Annotated in this window: 44 protein-coding genes, 1 rRNA gene and 2 pseudogenes; 29 read left to right on the top strand and 18 right to left on the bottom strand. The window is 41.3% G+C overall.

What is annotated here, in order from left to right; genetic code table 11:
- Entirely contained in the window at positions 1–201 is a 201-nt protein-coding gene (locus tag IPM65_01280; protein ID QQS44217.1) for a hypothetical protein, read from the top strand.
- Positions 202–206: 5 nt separating this feature from the next.
- Positions 207–753, top strand: a pseudogene (locus tag IPM65_01275) (DNA-3-methyladenine glycosylase I).
- Here IPM65_01275 and IPM65_01270 read toward each other — a convergent pair.
- From IPM65_01270 to IPM65_01260, 3 genes are all read right to left on the bottom strand, one after another.
- The gene (locus IPM65_01270) at positions 737–919 is read right to left on the bottom strand and encodes a DUF1801 domain-containing protein (GenBank protein QQS44216.1); all 183 of its coding nucleotides are present in this window, start codon (positions 917–919) and stop codon (positions 737–739) included. The pseudogene IPM65_01275 and the gene IPM65_01270 sit on opposite strands and share 17 nt — an antisense overlap.
- Positions 920–1158: 239 nt before the next feature.
- Positions 1159–1395, bottom strand: coding sequence for a hypothetical protein (locus IPM65_01265; protein ID QQS44215.1), 237 nt, complete (start codon positions 1393–1395; stop codon positions 1159–1161).
- A 232-nt stretch (positions 1396–1627) separates the two neighbouring features.
- Positions 1628–1864: a polysaccharide deacetylase family protein gene (locus IPM65_01260; protein ID QQS44214.1), complete on the bottom strand. Its 237-nt coding sequence runs from the start codon at positions 1862–1864 to the stop codon at positions 1628–1630.
- Between the two features lie 23 nt (positions 1865–1887).
- On the opposite strand from IPM65_01260, the gene IPM65_01255 reads away from it, so the two are divergent.
- Both IPM65_01255 and IPM65_01250 read left to right on the top strand, forming a co-directional pair.
- Complete coding sequence (locus IPM65_01255) at positions 1888–2067, top strand: histidine phosphatase family protein (GenBank protein QQS44213.1); 180 nt, start codon at positions 1888–1890, stop codon at positions 2065–2067.
- Positions 2067–2486, top strand: a complete 420-nt coding sequence (locus IPM65_01250; GenBank protein ID QQS44212.1) for a histidine phosphatase family protein — start codon at positions 2067–2069, stop codon at positions 2484–2486. Before IPM65_01255 ends, IPM65_01250 begins: the two co-directional genes overlap by 1 nt.
- Positions 2487–3443: 957 nt before the next feature.
- On the opposite strand, the gene IPM65_01245 is transcribed toward IPM65_01250, so the two are convergent.
- The 11 genes and pseudogenes from IPM65_01245 to IPM65_01195 all read right to left on the bottom strand — a co-directional run bounded on the left by IPM65_01245 (position 3444) and on the right by IPM65_01195 (position 8439).
- Positions 3444–4088, bottom strand: coding sequence for a YdcF family protein (locus IPM65_01245; protein QQS44705.1), 645 nt, complete (start codon positions 4086–4088; stop codon positions 3444–3446).
- Between the two features lie 14 nt (positions 4089–4102).
- Positions 4103–4381: a YihY/virulence factor BrkB family protein gene (locus IPM65_01240; GenBank protein QQS44211.1), complete on the bottom strand. Its 279-nt coding sequence runs from the start codon at positions 4379–4381 to the stop codon at positions 4103–4105.
- On the bottom strand, positions 4378–4935 hold the full coding sequence (locus tag IPM65_01235) for a YihY/virulence factor BrkB family protein (GenBank protein ID QQS44210.1): 558 nt from the start codon (positions 4933–4935) through the stop codon (positions 4378–4380). Before IPM65_01235 ends, IPM65_01240 begins: the two co-directional genes overlap by 4 nt.
- A 70-nt stretch (positions 4936–5005) precedes the next feature.
- Positions 5006–5347, bottom strand: a complete 342-nt coding sequence (locus IPM65_01230) for a response regulator (protein QQS44704.1) — start codon at positions 5345–5347, stop codon at positions 5006–5008.
- A 26-nt stretch (positions 5348–5373) separates the two neighbouring features.
- Complete coding sequence (locus tag IPM65_01225; protein QQS44209.1) at positions 5374–5673, bottom strand: hypothetical protein; 300 nt, start codon at positions 5671–5673, stop codon at positions 5374–5376.
- Between the two features lie 5 nt (positions 5674–5678).
- Positions 5679–6116 carry a hypothetical protein gene (locus IPM65_01220; protein ID QQS44208.1) on the bottom strand — a complete coding sequence of 146 codons (438 nt, stop codon included), beginning with the start codon at positions 6114–6116 and terminating at the stop codon, positions 5679–5681.
- 127 nt (positions 6117–6243) lie between these two features.
- On the bottom strand, positions 6244–6657 hold the full coding sequence (locus tag IPM65_01215) for a PAS domain S-box protein (GenBank protein ID QQS44207.1): 414 nt from the start codon (positions 6655–6657) through the stop codon (positions 6244–6246).
- A gap of 207 nt (positions 6658–6864) precedes the next feature.
- Positions 6865–7316, bottom strand: a pseudogene (locus tag IPM65_01210) (response regulator).
- A gap of 98 nt (positions 7317–7414) precedes the next feature.
- Complete coding sequence (locus IPM65_01205) at positions 7415–7624, bottom strand: hypothetical protein (GenBank protein QQS44206.1); 210 nt, start codon at positions 7622–7624, stop codon at positions 7415–7417.
- Positions 7593–7850, bottom strand: coding sequence for a hypothetical protein (locus IPM65_01200; GenBank protein QQS44205.1), 258 nt, complete (start codon positions 7848–7850; stop codon positions 7593–7595). Before IPM65_01200 ends, IPM65_01205 begins: the two co-directional genes overlap by 32 nt.
- Before the next feature lie 316 nt (positions 7851–8166).
- Complete coding sequence (locus tag IPM65_01195; protein ID QQS44204.1) at positions 8167–8439, bottom strand: DUF4118 domain-containing protein; 273 nt, start codon at positions 8437–8439, stop codon at positions 8167–8169.
- A gap of 315 nt (positions 8440–8754) precedes the next feature.
- On the opposite strand from IPM65_01195, the gene IPM65_01190 reads away from it, so the two are divergent.
- The 3 genes from IPM65_01190 (at position 8755) to IPM65_01180 (ending at position 10376) form a co-directional block, all read left to right on the top strand.
- A complete protein-coding gene (locus IPM65_01190; GenBank protein QQS44203.1) occupies positions 8755–9285 on the top strand; it encodes a DUF389 domain-containing protein in 531 nt (176 codons plus the stop codon).
- Positions 9286–9758: 473 nt separating this feature from the next.
- Entirely contained in the window at positions 9759–10094 is a 336-nt protein-coding gene (locus tag IPM65_01185) for a hypothetical protein (GenBank protein ID QQS44202.1), read from the top strand.
- A gap of 63 nt (positions 10095–10157) precedes the next feature.
- Entirely contained in the window at positions 10158–10376 is a 219-nt protein-coding gene (locus tag IPM65_01180) for a ChaB family protein (protein ID QQS44201.1), read from the top strand.
- 110 nt (positions 10377–10486) lie between these two features.
- Here IPM65_01180 and IPM65_01175 read toward each other — a convergent pair whose 3' ends face one another.
- Positions 10487–10756 carry a hypothetical protein gene (locus IPM65_01175; GenBank protein QQS44200.1) on the bottom strand — a complete coding sequence of 90 codons (270 nt, stop codon included), beginning with the start codon at positions 10754–10756 and terminating at the stop codon, positions 10487–10489.
- A 452-nt stretch (positions 10757–11208) separates the two neighbouring features.
- On the opposite strand from IPM65_01175, the gene IPM65_01170 reads away from it, so the two are divergent.
- Positions 11209–11352, top strand: coding sequence for a hypothetical protein (locus tag IPM65_01170; protein QQS44199.1), 144 nt, complete (start codon positions 11209–11211; stop codon positions 11350–11352).
- A 162-nt stretch (positions 11353–11514) separates the two neighbouring features.
- Here IPM65_01170 and IPM65_01165 read toward each other — a convergent pair whose 3' ends face one another.
- Positions 11515–12354, bottom strand: coding sequence for a hydroxyacid dehydrogenase (locus IPM65_01165; protein ID QQS44198.1), 840 nt, complete (start codon positions 12352–12354; stop codon positions 11515–11517).
- Positions 12355–12386: 32 nt separating this feature from the next.
- Here IPM65_01165 and IPM65_01160 point away from each other — a divergent pair, with 32 nt between their 5' ends.
- The 4 genes from IPM65_01160 (at position 12387) to IPM65_01145 (ending at position 13642) form a co-directional block, all read left to right on the top strand.
- Entirely contained in the window at positions 12387–12737 is a 351-nt protein-coding gene (locus IPM65_01160; GenBank protein QQS44197.1) for a hypothetical protein, read from the top strand.
- Positions 12734–13057 carry a hypothetical protein gene (locus IPM65_01155; protein QQS44196.1) on the top strand — a complete coding sequence of 108 codons (324 nt, stop codon included), beginning with the start codon at positions 12734–12736 and terminating at the stop codon, positions 13055–13057. Before IPM65_01160 ends, IPM65_01155 begins: the two co-directional genes overlap by 4 nt.
- A 103-nt stretch (positions 13058–13160) precedes the next feature.
- Positions 13161–13487 (top strand): hypothetical protein, encoded by a 327-nt coding sequence (locus IPM65_01150; GenBank protein ID QQS44195.1) that lies wholly within the window; start codon positions 13161–13163, stop codon positions 13485–13487.
- Positions 13469–13642 carry a hypothetical protein gene (locus tag IPM65_01145; GenBank protein ID QQS44194.1) on the top strand — a complete coding sequence of 58 codons (174 nt, stop codon included), beginning with the start codon at positions 13469–13471 and terminating at the stop codon, positions 13640–13642. The genes IPM65_01150 and IPM65_01145 overlap by 19 nt, the downstream gene beginning before the upstream one ends.
- Positions 13643–13678: 36 nt before the next feature.
- Here IPM65_01145 and IPM65_01140 read toward each other — a convergent pair whose 3' ends face one another.
- On the bottom strand, positions 13679–13966 hold the full coding sequence (locus IPM65_01140) for a hypothetical protein (GenBank protein QQS44193.1): 288 nt from the start codon (positions 13964–13966) through the stop codon (positions 13679–13681).
- A 100-nt stretch (positions 13967–14066) separates the two neighbouring features.
- Between IPM65_01140 and IPM65_01135 the strand changes: the two genes are divergently transcribed.
- The 6 genes from IPM65_01135 (at position 14067) to IPM65_01110 (ending at position 16318) form a co-directional block, all read left to right on the top strand.
- The gene (locus IPM65_01135) at positions 14067–14402 is read left to right on the top strand and encodes a phage holin family protein (protein ID QQS44192.1); all 336 of its coding nucleotides are present in this window, start codon (positions 14067–14069) and stop codon (positions 14400–14402) included.
- Positions 14403–14481: 79 nt separating this feature from the next.
- Positions 14482–14709, top strand: coding sequence for a hypothetical protein (locus tag IPM65_01130; protein QQS44191.1), 228 nt, complete (start codon positions 14482–14484; stop codon positions 14707–14709).
- 1 nt (position 14710) lies between these two features.
- Positions 14711–14908 (top strand): hypothetical protein, encoded by a 198-nt coding sequence (locus tag IPM65_01125; protein ID QQS44190.1) that lies wholly within the window; start codon positions 14711–14713, stop codon positions 14906–14908.
- Positions 14909–14928: 20 nt separating this feature from the next.
- A complete protein-coding gene (locus IPM65_01120; protein QQS44189.1) occupies positions 14929–15216 on the top strand; it encodes a DUF2130 domain-containing protein in 288 nt (95 codons plus the stop codon).
- A complete protein-coding gene (locus IPM65_01115) occupies positions 15159–15617 on the top strand; it encodes a DUF2130 domain-containing protein (protein ID QQS44703.1) in 459 nt (152 codons plus the stop codon). Before IPM65_01120 ends, IPM65_01115 begins: the two co-directional genes overlap by 58 nt.
- 269 nt (positions 15618–15886) lie before the next feature.
- Complete coding sequence (locus IPM65_01110; GenBank protein QQS44188.1) at positions 15887–16318, top strand: hypothetical protein; 432 nt, start codon at positions 15887–15889, stop codon at positions 16316–16318.
- Positions 16319–16385: 67 nt separating this feature from the next.
- Here IPM65_01110 and rrf read toward each other — a convergent pair.
- A 5S ribosomal RNA gene (rrf, locus tag IPM65_01105) occupies positions 16386–16505 on the bottom strand.
- Between the two features lie 79 nt (positions 16506–16584).
- Between rrf and IPM65_01100 the strand changes: the two genes are divergently transcribed.
- The 11 genes from IPM65_01100 to IPM65_01050 all read left to right on the top strand — a co-directional run bounded on the left by IPM65_01100 (position 16585) and on the right by IPM65_01050 (position 20510).
- Positions 16585–16821 carry a hypothetical protein gene (locus IPM65_01100; GenBank protein QQS44187.1) on the top strand — a complete coding sequence of 79 codons (237 nt, stop codon included), beginning with the start codon at positions 16585–16587 and terminating at the stop codon, positions 16819–16821.
- Positions 16822–16891: 70 nt separating this feature from the next.
- On the top strand, positions 16892–17152 hold the full coding sequence (locus IPM65_01095) for a hypothetical protein (GenBank protein QQS44186.1): 261 nt from the start codon (positions 16892–16894) through the stop codon (positions 17150–17152).
- Positions 17153–17402: 250 nt separating this feature from the next.
- On the top strand, positions 17403–17945 hold the full coding sequence (locus IPM65_01090; protein QQS44185.1) for a hypothetical protein: 543 nt from the start codon (positions 17403–17405) through the stop codon (positions 17943–17945).
- Positions 17946–18097: 152 nt separating this feature from the next.
- Positions 18098–18367 carry a hypothetical protein gene (locus IPM65_01085; GenBank protein ID QQS44184.1) on the top strand — a complete coding sequence of 90 codons (270 nt, stop codon included), beginning with the start codon at positions 18098–18100 and terminating at the stop codon, positions 18365–18367.
- A 57-nt stretch (positions 18368–18424) separates the two neighbouring features.
- Positions 18425–18622: a hypothetical protein gene (locus tag IPM65_01080; GenBank protein QQS44183.1), complete on the top strand. Its 198-nt coding sequence runs from the start codon at positions 18425–18427 to the stop codon at positions 18620–18622.
- Complete coding sequence (locus IPM65_01075) at positions 18619–18840, top strand: hypothetical protein (protein QQS44182.1); 222 nt, start codon at positions 18619–18621, stop codon at positions 18838–18840. The genes IPM65_01080 and IPM65_01075 overlap by 4 nt, the downstream gene beginning before the upstream one ends.
- A gap of 72 nt (positions 18841–18912) precedes the next feature.
- On the top strand, positions 18913–19269 hold the full coding sequence (locus IPM65_01070) for a hypothetical protein (GenBank protein ID QQS44181.1): 357 nt from the start codon (positions 18913–18915) through the stop codon (positions 19267–19269).
- Complete coding sequence (locus IPM65_01065) at positions 19245–19583, top strand: RNA polymerase sigma factor (protein ID QQS44180.1); 339 nt, start codon at positions 19245–19247, stop codon at positions 19581–19583. The genes IPM65_01070 and IPM65_01065 overlap by 25 nt, the downstream gene beginning before the upstream one ends.
- Positions 19576–19794 (top strand): sigma-70 family RNA polymerase sigma factor, encoded by a 219-nt coding sequence (locus IPM65_01060; GenBank protein QQS44179.1) that lies wholly within the window; start codon positions 19576–19578, stop codon positions 19792–19794. Before IPM65_01065 ends, IPM65_01060 begins: the two co-directional genes overlap by 8 nt.
- Positions 19795–19797: 3 nt before the next feature.
- Positions 19798–20040, top strand: a complete 243-nt coding sequence (locus IPM65_01055) for a hypothetical protein (protein ID QQS44178.1) — start codon at positions 19798–19800, stop codon at positions 20038–20040.
- A gap of 50 nt (positions 20041–20090) precedes the next feature.
- A complete protein-coding gene (locus IPM65_01050; GenBank protein ID QQS44177.1) occupies positions 20091–20510 on the top strand; it encodes a hypothetical protein in 420 nt (139 codons plus the stop codon).
- The last annotated feature ends 35 nt before the right edge of the window (positions 20511–20545 follow it).

Here is a 20545-nt window from a genome sequence, read left to right as displayed (position 1 = left end):
GTGGCCCGTCAAATCAAAGTAACTAGACAGCTCAATGTATATACCTGCAAGGAAGGCCAGTGCAAATATTGTGCTCCGTATGAAGATGTCATCAACGGGAAAGGAGAATTCGTTTTTGTAGATTCGTATAATACCGATGTTTATGTTCTGCCACCGAAAAAAATCGGTGAGCAAAAAGAAGATGACAGTGTGATTTTATAACGCATATGGAAACTAGATGCCAATGGTGCGGAGATGATCCGCTCTATATCAGCTATCACGATGAAGAGTGGGGAGTACCGCTTCATGATGACCTGCGGCTGTTTGAGATGCTGATTCTTGAGGGTGCACAGGCCGGCCTTTCCTGGATCACCGTACTTCGTAAGCGAGAGAATTACCGCCTTGCGTTTGACAATTTTGATCCCGAAAAATTGCACGGTATGATGAACGCAAGATTCAGGAACTGCTTCAAAACCTGGTATTATTCGAAATAAACTGAAAGTCCGTGCTGCTGTGACGAATGCTCAGGCTTATCTTCAAATCCAAGAGGAGTTCGGGAGTTTTGACAGATATATATGGCAATTTGTGAACGGGAAGCCGATACGAAATGAATGGAAAGAGCTTCATGAAATTCCAGCCAAAACGAAAGAGTCAGATGCCATGAGCCGCGATTTATTGAAACGCGGTTTCAAGTTTGTTGGTTCGACGATCTGCTATACTCATATGCAGGCGACCGGAATGGTAAATGATCATATCGTCATGCTTCCGGTATGATCAGGTGTAGTTTTTGATGTAATGATCCCCGGGCTTTCTGGATCAATTCTTCCAGTACTGCAAGATCAATATCTTCAATTTTCCTGAATCTGATACAGCTTTTACCGATATTTGCTTTCGGTAGTTTCGCTTTATATTCTTCTGCAAGATACTTATTATCAATCACGGCGCATACATACACGGAGATATAGTTTTTGGCTTGCAAGTCCGATCATGAACCAGTCACCTTCGCGATGGACCCATATTTGTAGTGATATTTTCCGAATCCGATCATTCCGCTTTGAATGTAAGGCTTGAGGTCGGGCAGATTTACGGATAAGCTCATAAAGTTCAGTAATCTGAGACTTTCGCGGCTCATCAATCTGGGTGATATACTCTTCAGGGTTTCGGCTTTGGTCGGTTTGATCATTTTTTATATTCCAACAACTCTGAAACGGTTACAAACATATACCCTTTATCACGCAGTTTTTGTATGACTACAGGAAGGGCTTTTCTTGTTTCTTCATTTTTGAAAAACGGATGAAGGATGATTATTGATCCGGGTTTCGTATTTTTCATCACATAGTCAACAATTTTATCTGAATCACCTGAGATATCATCGTACGATTCGGTTCCACATCCCACATAATTGTTTTCTGTCATGTGCATTCAGATGCAGGAAGGGTGACAAATTTTTTCCCGTAGGGAGGTCTGAAATGAATTTCTTTTGTGTAGCCTGTTTCACGAATAAGAGCATCTGTTTTTCGATTTCCTGAGACACAAATGAAAGAGAATGAAATACCATTCTTTATGTGAGTATGAATGATTCCCCACCTCATGTCCTGCGTCAACAATCTTTTTGCGGTCGCAGGATCATTCTCAATATTTTCTCCTATTAGAAAAATGTCGCTTTCACGTTTTGCTGATCAAGTATCTGCAGGACTTCTTCAGTACCTTCTGCAGGTGCATCGTCGAAAGTCAATGCAACGACATTACGATCCGTGATCACCCAAAGGATGATCTCGCCGAAGATCTGATACGTTCTCAGATTGATAAACTGAAGAAATACATAAAAAGAGAATAATAGAAGGATACTAATCCCGACAATCCGTAATGCCATTTTTTCATACATATATTATAATGGTTTTTCAACTGATGAAAACCGATTACACCACTTTTTACATCGTACGACACGGGGAGTCTGAGGGCAATGTCAGTAAAATCCTGCAGGGACAGATGGATTTTCCCTTGACGAAAACGGGAGAACAACAGGCACAAAAAAGAGCACATGATCTAAAACGTGTCACTTTTGATGCAGTTTTTCATCAGATTTGATGCGGGCGCATCGTACTGCTGAAATTATTGCCCTTGAACATAAGCTGACGGTTCAGGCAACAAAAGCGCTTAGAGAACGGTCATTCGGTAAATATGAAGGCATGAATCCGACTCAATTCACACAGGAAATTCAGGAACTTTTCAGCCGATGGTATATGCTGTCTGATGCTGAATGGATGAAGCAGCGGCTGGACGATACGTTTGAGACGGGTGAAGAGATGGTTTCAAGAATGCTTACCTTTTACGGAAATTGCAGTTGGAAATCCCGGAAAAACGATTCTTTCCGTCTGTCACGGCGATCTGATGAGAAATCTTCTGATTCATCTGGGATGGGGGACGAAAAACGAACTGAGATCGCATGCAATCGGCAATACTGCTTATTTTATCCTGAAAACAAATGGATCGGATTTCAGAATTGAAAAAACGGCGGGAATCACCAGATTAGGCAGCGCGTAGTTTTGAGATGATTTCTCCCATTGCTTCTTGATAAACCTTCTTGCGATTTTTGCGTTTTCCTTTCCTGATTTATATTCCCATTGATAGGTAAAACGCATAAGAAAGAAAAGAAAATAAAGAGAGACATACGGGTAAAGCATATCAAACTCTTCAGCTTCTTCTTGGGTTAGTGAATTTTTTGAATTCTTTTAAAAATTCCTGACGAAACGCGGCATTGTTCCATCCGAATACATCTGCAAAGCAATAATCAAATGCAATATTATTCCAGCAAATATGCTCAAAGTCGATAAGATACAATTTTTTTCCTTGAGACTATAATGTTGGCCGGATGAAGATCTGCGTGAGTCAGGTATTTTTCGCCCGATCAAAAACGGAAAGATTGGCGATAAGGACATTGTACGCTTCCTGGACGACGGTATTCTTCTCAAGCGAGATCGAAGTACTGATTCGTTTGAAATGGTTTTGGAGCTCTGATTTGTAACTTTTACTGTTCCAGGTAGGAATATCAAGTCCTTTCTTTTTGATACTGCGAAGTTTTTCAGATGAGCAACGAGCGCCGGTACGGGGTTTTTCTGGTAGAAATGGTCTCCGTAAGAAATTATAGGAAAACTGGCCGGCAATTTTCCGCCGACAACACGGTATAAATACCACGGCGGTGCTTTTTTTATGTCTTTGGCAATTATGGTCGGGATAAAATCAATTCCTTTTTCCTGTAAAAACTCGGTAACGGCAATTTCGCTTGCGAACGTCTTTTTATCTTTTACATACAGGACAAATTTCAGAGAATACAGTGTTTTATCATTGTCTTTTCCGAAAAATTCAAAAATCTTCGGACCAGAAATCAGCCATCATAATCTTTTTGTAGGATTCATCAATCGCGTATTTCTCAAAAATTTCCGCACGTTTCTTGTAAATATTTTTCAGTGAAAAATGAGCACGTGCATTTCTTCTTTGCCGATCGATTCCTGGTGTACCAATGTCCTGATATATCCGATGCGTTTTTCTTTATAAAATTTAGCATTAAAAAATTTATGTTCCAGAAACTCATGCTGCCCGATCTTCATCTTTCTCAAAAATGCTTTGGTGTTTGCGAGTGCCTGTCTTTCGTAATTAAAACAATTCCAGAGTACTTCTGATCTGATTTGTGAGTGGACAAAATCAAAAACAGCACTGTATTGTTTCCCCAGAACCTTTCTGAAAACGAATTTGAGACGTTCCTCTTCGAAGTCTGATCCGATTACTCTGACATGCCGTATGCGTTTGGGAACTAGAATGTTCTTTTTGATATAGTATGCACCGCTCAGCATGTCTTTTGACTGTGTTTCTTTGAAAATATCTTCTTCTGGTACGCCGAGTGAAAGGAGATACTGAGCCATTTTGTCAGCATCCTTTATTTCCTGAGTGCCGTCAATGTAGAGGCTTGAGCCTCCAGCAACTATAATCCGATCTGTTTGTTTCTGATGGTAGATTTTATAGGCGTGATCGAGTCTGTTTTTGACAAAAAAGGAGACGGTATTTTTGTAAGTCCTCCTGAAAGAACAATAACAGTAGGTTTCCTGGCGGATGACATATTAGTGTTTTATATTATCATAAATTTCAGCTTTAGCCACGGGATATTATTTTTGGAAGCGCCGGTAGAAATACCCTGTCCGTGAGTGTTCGCATAGATCTGAGTAAACTCCGCACCCAAAAAGAAAATGAGTGAAGTGTAATATATCCAGATGAGTAAAAGAAGTATTGATCCGGCTGCTCCGTATACGGAATCAACCGTGCTGAAATCCAGATAAATACCGATAAGATATTTCCCGAGAGAGAAAAGCCCGGCAGTCACTAACGCTCCGACGAGGATATCTTTCAAGCCATTTTTCCGTTCGGAACATACCGGTAAATAAGGGAAATAATCATTGTCATCAAAATAAACGAGAATATGTGATTGCCGGTACTGAGTACGGGTTCAGAAATATCGATTGACGAAGAAAGATATACATGAAGGAATGAAAATACGGCATCAGAAATGAATAACACGAGAAGCAGGATCCTGCAAGAATGATAAAAAGCAGTGAAAAAAAACCGCTGCATAAGATGAAGGCGAAAGGTGTTGTGATGGGAAGGAACCGTATCCCAAAGTCTGTTCAGAGATCTTTGTAAGTGTCCTACAATACCCGTAGCCGTGATAAGAAGAATGATGATCCCCACCCACTGTGCGAAATCGGATTGGTTGGCATTCTCATCGAGATGCTGTATGATCTGCGAAATGACTCCTGCACTTCTTGATCCGATAATTTCCTGTGCCACGTTGATAATGGTCATTTTTGCCTGTTCATCGGCAATAAAGAGATTCAGCAGACTCAACGTAATAAGAAGAAGGGACGGAATGGCAAACAGGGCATAATAGGAAAGGGCAGCTGCCATCTGTGTGGCATTGTCTTCAATGAATTCAAAAACGTTTTTTTAGTGAGCCGGTAGACAGAGCGTGCAATGTTCATGCAGTATATTTTCTCACAATCTCCTCTAGTTCTTCAATATCAAACGGTTTGCAAATAAAATCATCAGCACCTGCACGGCGGGCTGTTTGCTCGGTTTTGCGGCTTGCGGACATGATAATGACAGGAATGTCTTTTGTCTTTTTCTGTTGTTTCAGCTGTTCGGCAATCTTTTCTCCGGATAGATTGGGCATCCACAGGTCTAAAAGGATAATGTCAGGTTTGACATTGTTTATTACGGAAAATATCTGCTCGCTGACAGTAACTGTTGTTACATCATATCCTGCATCACGAAGGACGATACCGGCAACATCTACAATGCCTTCGTCATCGTCGCAGATAAGTACTTTTTTACCATAAGATTAAATTATATTTTTAACGGAAGGGTGAAATAAAATGTTGATCCCTCCCCTTCATCACTTTCTACCCAAATTTTTCCCCGATGTCTTTTGATGATCTCACTTGAAATATATAGCCCGATACCCAAACCTGAAAATCTATGTGCTACTTTGTCAGCACGGTAGAACCGTTGAAACAGTCTTTTTGTGCTGACTTTGACATGCCGATCCCGTGATCCTGCATGGCAATTTTTGCGTATTTTCCTCTTTGGTGAGGCGGATTGAAATCTCACTTTTGTTCGGGAATACTTTATTGCATTTGATATCAAATTGGTCAGCACCTGCTCAATGCGCTGTTTATCTGCAAACAATACTGGGCGAAACTCGCAACTGACTTGCAGTTTGTGTTTTGAAGATAAATACTGAAGTGCGGTAATGGTTTTTTTATGAGACTGCACAGCTTTGTTTCTTCCAGATTCAGCTGCATTCTTCCTGATTGAATACGTGAGATATCAAGAAGATCTGAGATCATTTGGTTCATTTTATCGACATATGTGTCGGATTGTCTGATATATCTGAGAGCCTTTTCATCAGCTGTTTTCTGAAAATATTTTTCCAGAAGCTGGATGTACCCTTTAACCGTTGTGAGAGGAGTCTTTAGTTCGTGACTTGCGATACTTAAAAACTCATCCTTCAGTTGTTCAAGCCTGATTCGTGATGTAACATCCCGGAAATTCAGGACATATGACTCAATATTGGGATCAAGAAGCATGTTTGATGCGGTAATTTCGATCCATCTCCATGTTCCGTTTTTGTGTTTAGAACGGATCAGAAATGTAGTATGCTCTCCAGGATTGATTGCAATTTCCTGTAATTTGTTGCGTGTTTTATGAAGATCTTCAGGATAGATGATTGTACGTGGAATTTATAGTTAGAATTTGTTCGGGAGTATAACCCAGTATCGTTTCAATCGAGGGCGTGACATACGTTAACTTAAATTTCGTATTCATGAGTGCTATTCCGTCTGCGCTGTTTTCAATAAGTGACCGGTAGTGCCGTTCACTCCGTTCCAAAGTTCGTTGCTGGATAATCTCCTGTTCTTTTGTTTTACTTTGAAATCGTTCAATGGCATAAAGGATGGAGCGTTCAAGAAGTTCCGGCGTTATTTCGCTTTTCACGAGATAATCCTCGGCACCTAGACGGATGGCTTCTATTCCCAGTTTCTCATCCTGGATTCCGGTAAGTAGAATAAAAGGAGATGTACATAAATGTCTGGCTTTTTTAATGAATTCGATGCCGTCATGTTGTCCCATTTTATAATCCAGCAGAATGACATCATACTTACCGCTTTTACACAGCTTGAGGGCTTCGTCAAAAGTGAGATATCCAATCCACTGAAGCTTGAATTGTGCTTGTATGCTTTAGGGTTTTTTTCGTCAGCAGGAAATCGTCCTCATCATCATCGACAAGCAATGCCCGAATTTTATGAAATCTGTTTGTTACAACCGTCATAAAGTGTACTAATTACTATTCTTCGGAAGTTTTACGATTTTAAACCAGTAATTTCCGAGAGATGCGATCACGCTAATGAGCTCTTCGAATTTGACAGGTTTAGTTATAAATGAATTAACTCGAGTTTATAAGAGCGGTAAATATCTTCTTCCGCTTTTGGATGTCGTAAAAACGACAATAGGAATCTCTTTCAGATTGTCATCGGATTTTATTTCTTTCAGGGCTTCTCTTCCGTCTTTCTTCGGCATGTTCAGATCAAGGAGGATAAGTCCGGGTCGGGGAGAGCTTTCAGGACTTGTATACGCTCCTTTCTTTTCAGATAATCCATCAGTTCTTCCCCGTCTTTGACGGAGATCAGTCTGTTGAGCAATTTACTCTGCTTCAGGGCTTTAACTGTCAACAGTACATCATCCTCATCATCATCGGCCATCAGGATGGTGATTTCATTATTATTTATCATGTTTTTGATTGGGAAATTGGTAAAGATATAATAAACGTTGTTCCGACATCAGGCTTACTTTGTACGTCAATGGAGCCTTTGTGCCGCAAAATAATTTTTTAACAATTGCAAGGCCGATACCGGCTCCTCATATTTGTGGCGTCCGTGCAGCCGTTCAAAATATTAAAAATTCGATTTTTGTATTTTTCATCAAAGCCGATGCCGTTGTCTTTAATATAAATCCTGGCCATGTCATCCTTTTTCTCGCTCCAAATCCGAATGTGCGGTGTACGTTTATCATGTCGGTAGCGCAATGCATTGCTTACCAAATTCTGAAACAACTGGTACATCTGATTCTCGTCCCCGAATGTCCGGAAGATCTTTGACGGATATTTTGGCGTTTGTTTCCTGTATGTGAATGTCTAGTGTGTTCAGTAATTCAGTCATCACACGGTCAAGAGATACCGTACTGAACTCGGCTTGTTGTGTCGTGACCCGGGAATACGACAACAGATCATCGATCAGATTCCTCATTCGGGATGAGGCACTCAGCATCCTGTCAATATACAATTGGCCGTCATTATCTATTTTGTCATGATATTCCTCATGCAGGAGGTTTCGAATGACTGAATTTTCCTCAGCGGTTCCTGCAGATCATGTGATGCGATATAGGCAAATTCTTCGAGTTCTTTGTTGCTTCGTGTCAAATCTTCATTAACCTTAAGTGATCTCTTGCATTGTGGTTCTCAGTTCTTTCGTCCTGTTGGTTACTTTTTCTTCAAGACTTCTGTTACTTTCTGCTAGTTCAATTCTCAAATTTCTCAATGCTGCCAGAATCGCAACAGAAATGAATCCTCAAAGATATAAACAATCATTCTGAGAGAATCACTACCGGATGACAGCTCTGTGCGGCTCGTCGGTAAAAGGAAAAATATGCAATGGATGCACTGGTGGCAAAAAGCGTAAACAGTCCCGGACCGAAACCGCCGAGATAGGCTGTCAGGATAACCACGAAAATAAACAGAAGAAACGGTGTTTCTAATCCGATTACCGGAAGCTGCAGCTTTGTCAGTGTGACAATTAAGGTCAACAAGAAACCCAGCAGAAAATACTGCAGGTTAAGTTTCTGAATTTGCTTCCACATAGTGTCTAGACAAAAGCTTATTGTAATTGTCGAACGTAAAGATTCTGTATGAACTTACGTAATTTTTCTATTTTAGCGCATATGTTATGATAAAAATAGTTACTGAAATGCATATATGTCTTTAAAAGATCTGACTATTGTCGATGATATTCACAATGTTGACAGAAGTGATACCTTATTGCATCTCCATGACAATGCAATGCTTTCAGTAAGCTATGTTATTCTTCTTTCTATCTCAACGGTCATCTGTACGTTGGGTTTATTGCTTGACTCTCCTGCAACAGTGATCGGAGGAATGATTATTTCTCCGCTGATGTGGCCTCTGATGAAGATTTCAGCTGGGATATCTCTTGCCCGACAAAGATACATTACTCAGTCGCTTATTCTTCTTTTGGTTTCTGTTGTCATCAGTCTGGCGAGTTCGTTTCTGATTACTCTTGTTTCTCCGCTGAAAGTGGTAAGTCCGAAATACTGACCCGCACGCAACCGACATTACTTGATATTGTCATTGCTCTTTCGGCAGGAACAGTCGCGGCATTTGCGATTGTTCAAAAGAGGATTTCTTCAAGTCTGGCGGGAGTTGCGATTGCGACATCTCTTATGCCTCCCTTGTGTGTCGGGGGAATCGGCCTGGCACTTCTCAATCCGAAAATCGCTTCAGGTGGACTCCTGTTATTTATTGCCAATGTGGTTTCCATTATTTTTGTTTCAATTTTCGTTTTCCGGATTGTTGGTATCGAAACGCATGGTTCTCAAAAACTTCAGAAAACGGGATTATCTTTGTTGCTCTTATGCTGGTTATTACGGCGCTACCGCTGTTTTTCTTTCTCAAAACTACTCATTTGAAGCAATGGCTTATCAAAAACTCAGCGTGTGTTGAGTACGTCATTAGAAGGTTTATCACCGTCAATTTATTTAGAGAACGTCAAAACCCGCTTGGAAACTTCGAAAGAAAACGGCTCTGAGCTAATCAGAGTGGATGCAGACGTGTTGATCCCTGAGGATATGGTCATAGATTTTAGGCAAAAGAAGCAATTATTACCGCCCTGGAAAACGCGTTAAATAAAAATGTTATTTTAAATTTACGGGTCCAAAAATCAATTGCGCTGCAGACGGAAACCGATATCCAAACAAGACGTACTAAGGATCAGCTCGCTCACATCTTACTGCGGGAAATTTCTGAAATTGACCGATCTTTTAGTATTGATTCGGTCTCAGTGTATCCTGTCGATAACAACTTATGGTCTGTGAATGCCGTATTGCGGAGTGATCCTTCGATACAGTTTACTGAGGAAAAGAGGAGTGATATTGAATCAATGATGAGTAATCAAATCCAGACACCTGTTTCGCTTGACCTGGAAATTATTTCACGCATAAGTCTGCAGGGAAAGCCGGAAGTACTTATAAATGAAATTCAGAATTACGTAACATTGTACCTTGAGGATATGTATCCGGATGTAACCGTTACGGATGTCTCGATAACCAAGCGCGAAAATACATCCCGTTATGATATTGTGCTGACAGTCACTGCTTTGCCGAACCAAAATATCAGCAAACGGGATATCGACAATCTGAAACTGCTGCTCAATGTCAAGTATGACGGTGTCTTTAGTATGAGAATTGACCAGATTGAGAAGAAAGTTTACGTATTTTGATCTTTTACAAATCTCTCACCTATGCCTGATCTTCTATTCATAAATTCAGGGTAAAGTCTTCTCATGCCATATCAACAACGTTCTGACCTGCCGGAACGGGTCGCTGACACTCTTCCGAAACACGGTCAGGAAATATACAAAGAAGCATTCAACTCAGCCTGGGATCAATATGATAAACCTTCCGAACGCAAAGAAAACCGTGATCGGGAGGAAACTGCCCATGCCGTCGCCTGGTCCGCAGTTAAAAAGGTTTATCAGAAGAATAGCCGGGGAAATGGGTGAAGAAGAATGATTAGTTGACAACAACTCAATAACCCGGCTGTCATCTACCTGACTGAAATGACGGTAGTAATTGCCTACAGCTCTCAGATCATGCGGTGTGAGAATGGTAACTATCTCATCTGCGTTTTTCCTGAGACGGGGAGACTGTCGGCTGCACAAACCGGGGCTGCAAATATAATTTCTTTTGGTTTTAACATACGGGCTGCCTGGAGAGAAACGTGTGCGGTCAAGCCTGTCGCAACTCCGTCGTCTATCAGAAATAGACTCTTTCCCCGAACATATGAGAGACTTCTGTTATGACGGTAGAGCAGAATCCGCCTTTTCAGCTCCCGTTTTTCTGTCTCAACAAGATCTTCAAGCTGTTTTTGAGATATTCTCAAGTGGTTGACAAGTGGCCTATTTATATAGCGAGTATCAAATTCAGATATCGCTCCGATTGCAAACTCCGGCTGCGAGGCTCGGCAATTTTTCTTGCAATAAGTACATCAAGGGGAAGGTGAAGCCTTTCGGAAACGGGTGCAGCAACCTCAACACCTCCGCGGGCAGAGCCAGAATGACAGTTTCTTTTGTAACAAACCGCTGCAGAAGGACAGAAAGTTTTCACCTGCCGTATATCGATCCTCAAAAAATCGGATAATCACTATTACCTTTTTTATGCATACATACGAATATTGCTGCTATCAGTAAATACTATGTCATTTGCTTGAAAATAGTGTAATAACAAGGTAAGGTATCTGTAATAATGACCTTACACTCGTATTACGCATTACTAACAGGAAATAAATATCAGATTGATAGGATATGACGTATAAAAATTTCTCATTTTTGGCATATGGAAAATTCGGATAGAGAAGAATGGCAAGAGGAGCTGAAATATCTTGAAGAAAGGTTGACGGAAGCATCTTCGGAAGCTAAACAGGAAATTCAAAAGCGGATTAATGAGCTTAAGTCACGTCTTGAAGAGACAGCTGATTAGTGAGGCGTCACAACATTAGCAGGATTTCCGTTCATGAAATCTTTGATATTATCGATGGTGGTGTGTTCAATCCGCGTCAGGGCCTCAACACTGTTGAATGCATTGTGAGGGGTAATCAGTACTTTAGGTGATTTATAAGGAAGTGGTCCATTATGAGCGTTTTCATATCGGCATCCTGCTGGAATTGGGGAGATAATATCTCTGCCTCTTCTGAAAGCTCTTTTTCCTCTTCGAGGACATCGAGAGCAACTCCTCGAGAATTCCTTCATTGAGCCCCTGCACTAAAGCTTCCGTCTGAATGAGACCGCCGCGGGCTGTATTTATGATATAGCTTCCTTTCTTCATGGTCTTAATATTGTCCAGGTTTATGAGATGTTTTGTTTCCGGAACGAGCGGAAGATGAAGCGTGACGATATCAGACTGCGAAAGAAGTGTTGCGATATCGACATATTCAAATCCATATCTCTGCTGAAGCTCCGGATCCTGTGATCTGTTATAAACAAGTGTTTTCATTTTCAAACCGTGAGCAATACGTAGGACGTTAATGCCTATTTTCCCCAGCCCGATAATCCCAATAGTTTTCCCGAATACATCTATGCCTCTTATTTGTGTGTGGTCAAAGTTCAGCTGCTTTGCCTGATTGACTGAAGCATAAATTTTTCTGGTCAAATTCAGAATAAGTGCAAAGGTATGCTCTGCAACGGTGTTGCTTCCGTATTCAGGGACATTGCAAACGGTGATATTATGCTCTTTGCAGTAAGCAAGATCAATATGATCATACCCCGTCGAACGGGTGGCGATACATTCAAGTTGCGGCAGTTGTTCCAATACTCTTTTGGAGAGATCGGAGTAGATGAATGAAGAAACGATCTGCGCATCCTGATACTGTTTGGCATTTTCATGTGTCAGTTGTTCCGATACCAGTTCAGCCTGCGGGAACGTACCGTCGATGATTTCCCGTTCCCATCCTTCGGTTTCAAAATACACAATTCTTTTATCCATATATATTCATATGATACAATAGAAAGCTCAGGATGCTAGCTCAATACGCAAAGCAGGCTGTCATGTTTGCCGTAGTCAGCATGCTTTGTATTACACAAAAAGCTTTTGGATCCGAACTCGTAACTATACCAAGAACACAACAGGAGCGATATTGTCCCGTCTATTACGATAAGAAATTCTGCAGTTTTACTCAAAACAACGCGGAATGCGTAAAAGGCGTCTCCGTTCGTGTCCCGACACCCACTCCCACTCCAACTTTCACCCCTTCACCGACTGCTACTCATACCCCCGCTCCCGATCAACAGGAATCATCTGAAGAACCGGCTGAAACGGAACAACCGGAAAACCAAGTTCTCTCAGTGCCGATGCAATTTTTGAAATGATTAACAATCACCGTACATCACTCAGTTTACCGCCGTTTCAAAAGGATGATCAATTGTGCACCTTAGCCCGAGAACGCGGTCCTGAACTGTATGATGAGATTTTTGTGACGCACAATATTCACGGCGGATTTTATGCCAGGAACTTACCGTATTGGATCACTGAAAATATGAAATACGGTGATAGCGAAACGGATGTTTTCAACTGGTGGCTGAATTCAGGTATTCACCGCAGGGCCATTGAAGGCAACTTTACCTACAGTTGCGGAGAATGTTACGGTAATAGTTGCGTGCAGCTTTTTACCAGCTATCAACCAAAGTAACGGTTTTTTCTGTTCAAATTATCTTTCTTGACTTATTGAGCCCATATTCTTTATAGTTAGTATTCAATACCCGGTTATTGCAATTTATTAATTTCATAATTTTATGGACGACAATCAGACAAATGAACAGGAACAGTTAGAAAGTACTGAGACAATTGAAGAAGCTGTGGAAGCTTCTACCAATGTCAATTCAGACAATAAAGTCGAACGCATTATGAGTCTTGAGAACATGATAAACGGGTATCTTATGGATCTGGAAAAGCTTCAAAAAGATCTGAAGGAACAATCGACTATGCTTAAAGATACGTTTGAAAATGATGCTGAGTATGCAGCCGCAAGCGAGAAAGCCAGAGAAGTACAGAAAATGAAAAGGAGATTAAAGACAAACTTATCAGTGATCCGTCTGTCGCATTGCTTGATGCAAAAGTAAATGATCTGAAAACGGAAGTAAAAGACGCCAGACAGGCGCTTTCTGACTATCTGCATCAATACTATTTGGAAAGCGGTTTGACTCAGATAACAGACTCATCAGGAGAAGTTCGTGAAATTGTGACTTCAGTCAAACTGGTCAAAAAGAAAGACTAATTTATTTGCGGGAAAAACCCTGAAATACGTAGGCAATCACGCCGACAATGAGTGCCAGTACGAGAATATTGGAAAACCGACGACGGTAATGATGCCGAAAAATGACAAAAGCCAGAGGACAAGGATAATGCTTGCCAGTCCTCTAAACGGCCACGGCAACAAGCCGATCACCCAGAGTATGATCGCAAACACCAGTAGATCATACAAAGATATCGTTTTTCCGAAAGCCACAAGCAAGCTGATATCGTGCAAAGCCAGATACGGAATCTGGATATATCCCAGAATGAAAAGTAATACCAGAAAAATAAGTACGATTGATATCATGTTTTTATTATAACAAGAGAAACGGCCGCAATTTCTTTCTTACGGTACTCTTACGAATACCCCTCTTGACGGCCTCTTTGTGATTTGATACCATGAAGACATGGGACTTATTGTGAAGATACTGATAAATTCTCTGGCAGTCGCACTTACTGCTTATCTGCTTCCGAATGTTGAAATTGACAGCTTCCTGACTGCCATCATCGTGGCTTTTGTTCTTGCCGTTATCAATACCTTTATAAAACCGATTGTAACGATACTGACATTGCCTATCAATATTCTCACGCTTGGGATACTTTCATTTATCATCAACGGTTTATTTATCCTGCTTGCCAGTAACCTTGTAGACGGATTCACAGTCACCGGGTTTCTTTGGGCAGTCATCTTCAGCATTGTTCTCTCAATCGTCTCGGCAGTTCTCGGGATGTTTACCAAATAAGTCCGCTTGAACTCTCATAAAATAATCATTATGATGTACGACGCACTCGCCGCCCGTTTTATGTATTACCAATCAGAATATGCAAGACTCAATCACCTGTCCTAACTGTAAAAGACCAATTCCGCTGACCGAGGCAATCACCCATCAAATTGATGAAAAATACGAAAAGGAACTGGAATCGGTAAAGCAAAAAGCTGAAGAAGAACGTCAACGCCTCATTGAACTTTCCAAAAAGAGGATCGAGGAAGAAAAGCAGAAATCACGAGAAGAGGCAACAAAAGAACTCAAGAAAAAAAATTCAGGATGAAATGGAACTGCAGATCAAGAACACTCAGGAGGAATCGAAAGAATTGAAAGAACAGAAAAAACAGCTGCAGGAACAATTGCTTGAAATGAATAAACTGATGCGCAAACTGCAGGATGAGAACCGTGAGAAAGAACTCGAAATGCAAAAAAATTTAATGAAGAGCAGGATAAGCTGCGGAAAGAAGAGCAAAGGCGCATAGAGGAACAGTACAAACTGAAAATGCTTGAACAGGACAAGAAACTCTCTGATGTTCTCAAAGCAAATGAGGAGCTGCGGAGAAAATTGGAACAAGGGTCACAGCAAATGCAGGGCGAAATCCTTGAACTTGCATTAGAGGAATTACTTCAAAAGGAATTTCCGTTCGATGAGATAAAAGAGGTCCCGAAAGGGGTAAACGGTGCCGATATCATTCAGATTGTCCGAAACAGGGCGGGAAAGTCTGCGGGACGATCATCTGGGAGACAAAACGTACGAAAAGCTGGAGTCATCAATGGATTCCGAAACTAAAGACAGATCAGCGGACCGTGAAAGCGGAAATCGCCGTTCTTGTCTCAGAAATTATTCCTGACGGGATCGATCATTTCGGATTGAGTGACGGTGTCTGGGTCTGCGGATATGAGTATATACTGGGTGTAGCCGGTGCCCTTCGGTCACAGCTTCTTGAGATTGCGTCTGTGCGTGCCGCACAAAAAGGCCAGGAAGGGAAAATGGAAGTACTGTATGAGTATGTGACAAGCACGGAGTTTAAACATCGGGTAGAGGCAATTCTTGAGTCATTCAGTGCGATGCAGGAGGAAATTGAAAAAGAACGCCGCTGGTTTGCACTCAAATGGGCACGCGAAGAAAAAATTTACGGAAAGTTTTTGATTCAACACTGGGAATGCAGGGTGATTTGCAGAGTATTGTAGGCAAATCTCTTCCGGAGCTTGAAAGTGTAAAAATGTTGCCGGGAGAAGAAAAACCGATCCATGCATTGAAGAACGAGAAAGAAAATACACTATTCGATACAGAAGAAGTATAATGATCTTATGCATGACCTTGGCGTTTTCTCGTTCTGATTCCGGTTACGGTTATTTCTATTGCACTTTTCGTAAACTCATCAGAAGTTCTTCCCAAATCTTCCGAAACAAAGAATTCTGATTCATATATTGAGGAAAGCTATACATCTCAGACTGCGGTGACGCCGACTGTATCTCAAAATCCTCTCAGCAGACTCTTTTCAGGAAAGTCAGGTTCTGATTTTGATCTTGACGGTCCGCTGATTTGTGATTATGAAGATGAAGCCGCTGATTTCACGATACGAATTTTAAACAAAAATATATACGTTCAGATAAAAGAAGAAGAGCAAACGACAAAAGTTCTTTTAAAGGACGGAAACCTTTACAAATGGATACAGGGTGAATATACCGGTGAGAAGATAATGAATTTGGGGCAATATCTCAACTTGTTTGATACATTCTCCGCTTTTCTCACACCGGACATGATTCTATCGATGATCAATAAAGTGGAAGGAGCGCCCGCTCTTACTCAAACCCAGATTGAAGATTTAAAAAATCATGTCGGGAAGGAGAAATCGATACAAGTGTTTTTACCGTTCCGGCTGCCGTGAAGTTTGAAGAAATCCAGATGCAGGATATTAATAACCCCGAACGCTTCGAGGTAGATTAAGCCAAAAAAACTGGCTACGACCTACTTTCCCCGTCCTACGATTTGTAGCGAGTATCATCGGCGCTAACCCGTTTCAAGACTCTGTTCGGGATGGGAAGAGTTGGTTCCAGGTCGCTCAAGTAACCAGAGCCATTATTATATCTCAAGGTAATTTCAGATGCAAGTGTTATTTAAGAGCCTCTCAAAGATATATGTATTTTTGCTATAATGGAGCTTGATGCCATCCTTACCATCCCCTCAAACAATATGACACGGACATTCCTGGTCCGTCCTGAGGTCCAGTTCACCACACAGCATGAGGATGAAGAAGTGGTTTTGGTTGTCAGAAGGCATATATTGACGCAGATACCCTGGATTTTTAATACCGCTGTTTTCATTGTTCTCGTGGTAGTTGCCAATTTTCTTTACCGCAGGCGATTAGTGAACGACATATATTGGTGGTAAATCTTTTGCCGCGTTTTTCATCTTCAGTTATGTCTGGGTGAATTTTTTGCTTTGGTACTTTACAGTAGGGATGGTCACAACAGAACGAGTTATTGATCTGGATTTCCTGAATATTTTATATAAGGAATTTTCCGCAACTACGATCATACAGGTAAGTGATATTACGACCAAGGTCGGCGGATTTTTCGGTTCGATGTTTCATTTCGGAGACGTCCTCGTAAAAACCGAAGGATTTCAGCAGAATATCGAATTTGATGACATTCCCAACCCGTCAGATGTTGTGAAAATTATCAATTCCCTGATGCCGAAAGACGTCGGAGGTCCCCAATAATAATATGGACGCAATTGTCGATCTTCTGACTCATCCGACCGGCGAAGGGTTTTTCTATTTATTTTTCAAAGCTTTTGCAGTACTTTTTCCGTTTCATATTTGGTGTATGCTATAGTCATAGCAAGACAAACACATACCATGAATGAGACGTTTCATACGAGGTCATCATGGCTGCTTATGTTGATTTCTGTGTTGCAGATCGTATTTGGGCTCATTTTGATTGCGGCATCACTTTTTATTATCTAAACTTATGTTACAGGCAAGACCGGAAGGATATGTCGGAAAACAATTCGCGGAAGGTTTTACCAGCTATTTCGTTGCCGGGCATTATTTCGGGATCCTTTCCATTGAAGACGGTTTGACACAGGATGAAGGCAAGCAGATTCTGGAACGGTTTAAAGAAGGGCTTCTTTCTTCTGATGTCAGCGATCTTTCAAGCTTTGAGTCTACGGTGAGCAGCCTCATTTTGTCGCTGAATTTTCCAGCCCATGTTGCTCTTGCAATAGGTACAGAGATAGATGGAATTTTGTATGTAAAAACAATCGGTGAAGGCCAAATTTTCTTCCGTCGCGGACAGCGATTTGATCAGCTTATCTCAGGAGACACTTCAGGTTCAGGGTATCTCAAAGAATTTGATCTGGCGGTCTTTACTACAACAAGAATTCAGGAAGTAATCGGTAGCTCAGAGGACATTCAGGCATTTGTGGATATGTCCCCACCGCAAAACATAATTGAAAAGATTAACAGTGAGGAATACGGAGAAGAGGAAACCGGTTTTGTTGCCCTTTTGTAGAGTTTACCAAAAGAGAAGCAGTCGCCGCCCCTTCCATTCTTGATGAGGTCGGTCCGAAAATAAATGATCCGCTTTCAGTACCTGAGCCTGAGATTGAGGAACCTTCTTACCAACCTCCTCAGCAATCTTTGTCAGGAATGCCTATGGTGGATATGGCTGACTACAAGAAAGAACCAGCACAGAATAAAATCATGGATATCATCCGCAGCAAGGGATTTATTGTTGTAACTGTTATCGTTTTGTTTATGCTGTTAGCCTGGAGTGTTATGTGGGGCAATCAGCGGAGACAGGCAGCAGCTTTAGATAAAAAGTTGAAACGACTAAAACTGAGATTCAGCAGACGTTGGATAAAGCAAAAGATGAAGCATTTTGAACCTGGATCAGTCTCTGATACTTTTATCGGATGCAAAAACCAAGTATGAGCAACTGAAGCAGGAAGCAGGGAAAGCAGAGCACAACAATTAGCTGAGATTCAGACCATGATTGCCGATGCTGAATCGGCGATTCTCAAGCGTGAAGAAAAACCGTATGATGAATTTTATGATCTGGCACTTGATGAAAAAGATGCCAAGGGCGATGCAATAGGAAAAGAAGAAGATATATTGGCGATTCTCGATACTGCAGCCAAGAAAGTGCACGTGCTCGATCTTCAGAAAAATCCCTGGAACAATATGTGAACGGTGATTTGGCTGATGCGACAGCAGTTACTTTGTACAATGACGAAGTATTCTTCTTCAATCCTGAAAAAGGAGTTATGAAATTCACCTCTCAGAGCAAAGTCAACTCTCTTATTCCCGCGGATGACGAGTGGGGCAAAATCTCTGATATTGAGATCTACAACGGAAATATTTATCTTTTGGATAGTGAAAAAGTGCTATCTATAAATATCTTGTGACTGAAGGCGGGTATTCGGATAAAAAATTCATACCTTACTTCGGACTCTTCGGATCTGGAAAATGCGACCGGAATGTCTATAGATTCAGCCGTGTATGTCTCCACAAAAACGGATGTCCATAAATTTTTGTCGGGTGCACCGGAGTCATTTTCACCGACATTCCCCAATGAAAATCCTCAGTTTGACGGTATTTATACCTCAGCGGATGATGAGCAGGTTTATGTCCTCGATACGGCACAGGCATCGGTATACGCTCTTACCAAAGAAGGGAATATCAAAGGACACTTCAGTCAAGCGTATTTGCGAAAGCGATCGGGATCTATATTTTTGAAGGAGCCGTACACGTCATTTCCGGCGGTAAGATCTTCAGTGTATCACTTAATTAGCCTGTATAATGGTTACCTATGGAAAAAGATGAACGGCTTTTGATCGAAAAACTGCTCCGTAAAGATTCTCAGGCGCTTCATACTTTGTACAAAACATATCATGCTGAATTGTGCAATTTCGTCACCAATCGGCTTTCTGACCATCATCTAGCCGAAGAGCTTACTCAGGATATACTCATACAATTTCTTGAAAGCATTCGCGATTTCAGATATCAGTGTTCCGTGAAGACATTTCTGTTTACCATAGCCAGAAACAAAGTCATCGATCACATAAGGAAAAAAAAAGATAAAACGGGTCTTTTTCTCACATCTGCCGTCATTTGTCGTCGACGGTCTGGCAACCGTTGTCATGGATGAAGACCTGGAAAGACACGAACTGACACAGAAACTGGAACAGACTTTCAATGAGCTGCCGCATGATTATCAGTTGGTTTTACGACTAAAGTATATAGAGAACAGATCAGTCAAGGAGATCTCGGAAGTACTGGTGAGATCCTTTAAATCGACGGAAAGCCTGCTTTTCAGAGCACGAAAGGCTTTCATCGATATCTATAGCAGTTTGGCGTAATGCATGAATCAACAATCGGAAATTCCCGACAAATTATTTCAGAAATTTCAGCAAATATACTCATTGCCTCCGAACGATCTTCATAATGAGTTCCTGACCTCTTGGTATAAATTCCTGACCGCCCCGCTGAAACGAATTCCGTTTCTTTATATTATTCCTCTTTCCATCCTTATTGCCGTATTGCTGTATTTGACAGTCGGTCAATTACTTATTCGTCTTGTGTCTCTTCTTCAACATGGATTTTAAACACATGTCGGCAGGAATGATTTCCTCATTCCTTTTTTTTTGTGCGTCGTGTGCTGTATCTCATTGTTTCTCCATACAAAGCCATGCGTGAGATTTCCGAAGATGATGACATGCTGCAGGTTCTGTATATTTTTATCTGTATCGGAGTCTATTTTTACTTTGCAAATAATCTCAGAACCTATCCTCATGCTCCCTGGGTATTGTTTTTCATGACGGTGTTTCATTATCTTATTACAGCTACATATTTTGCGCTTTTTACCATTCTTTCGACAAAAGAACATCGGATTAAAATTGCCCCATTTCTGCTGCTTTTCAGTTACGCACTCATCCCGACTCTCATCTGGTTTATTACTAATTCCGTATTGTATGCTTTGATACCTCCTCCCGCACACCGTCCTTTCTCGGCAAAGGCTTCAGTCTTCTGTATGTCAGTTTTTCGATCGGCATGTTGCTTTGGAAGATTATTGTGACTTATCTTGCGATCAGGTTCGCGACAGGCCTGAGA

The sequence above is a fragment of the Candidatus Roizmanbacteria bacterium genome (assembly GCA_016700135.1).
Lineage (GTDB): Bacteria > Patescibacteriota > Microgenomatia > UBA1406 > GWC2-37-13 > UBA1450.
This window is presented reverse-complemented; position numbering and strand designations above follow the sequence as displayed.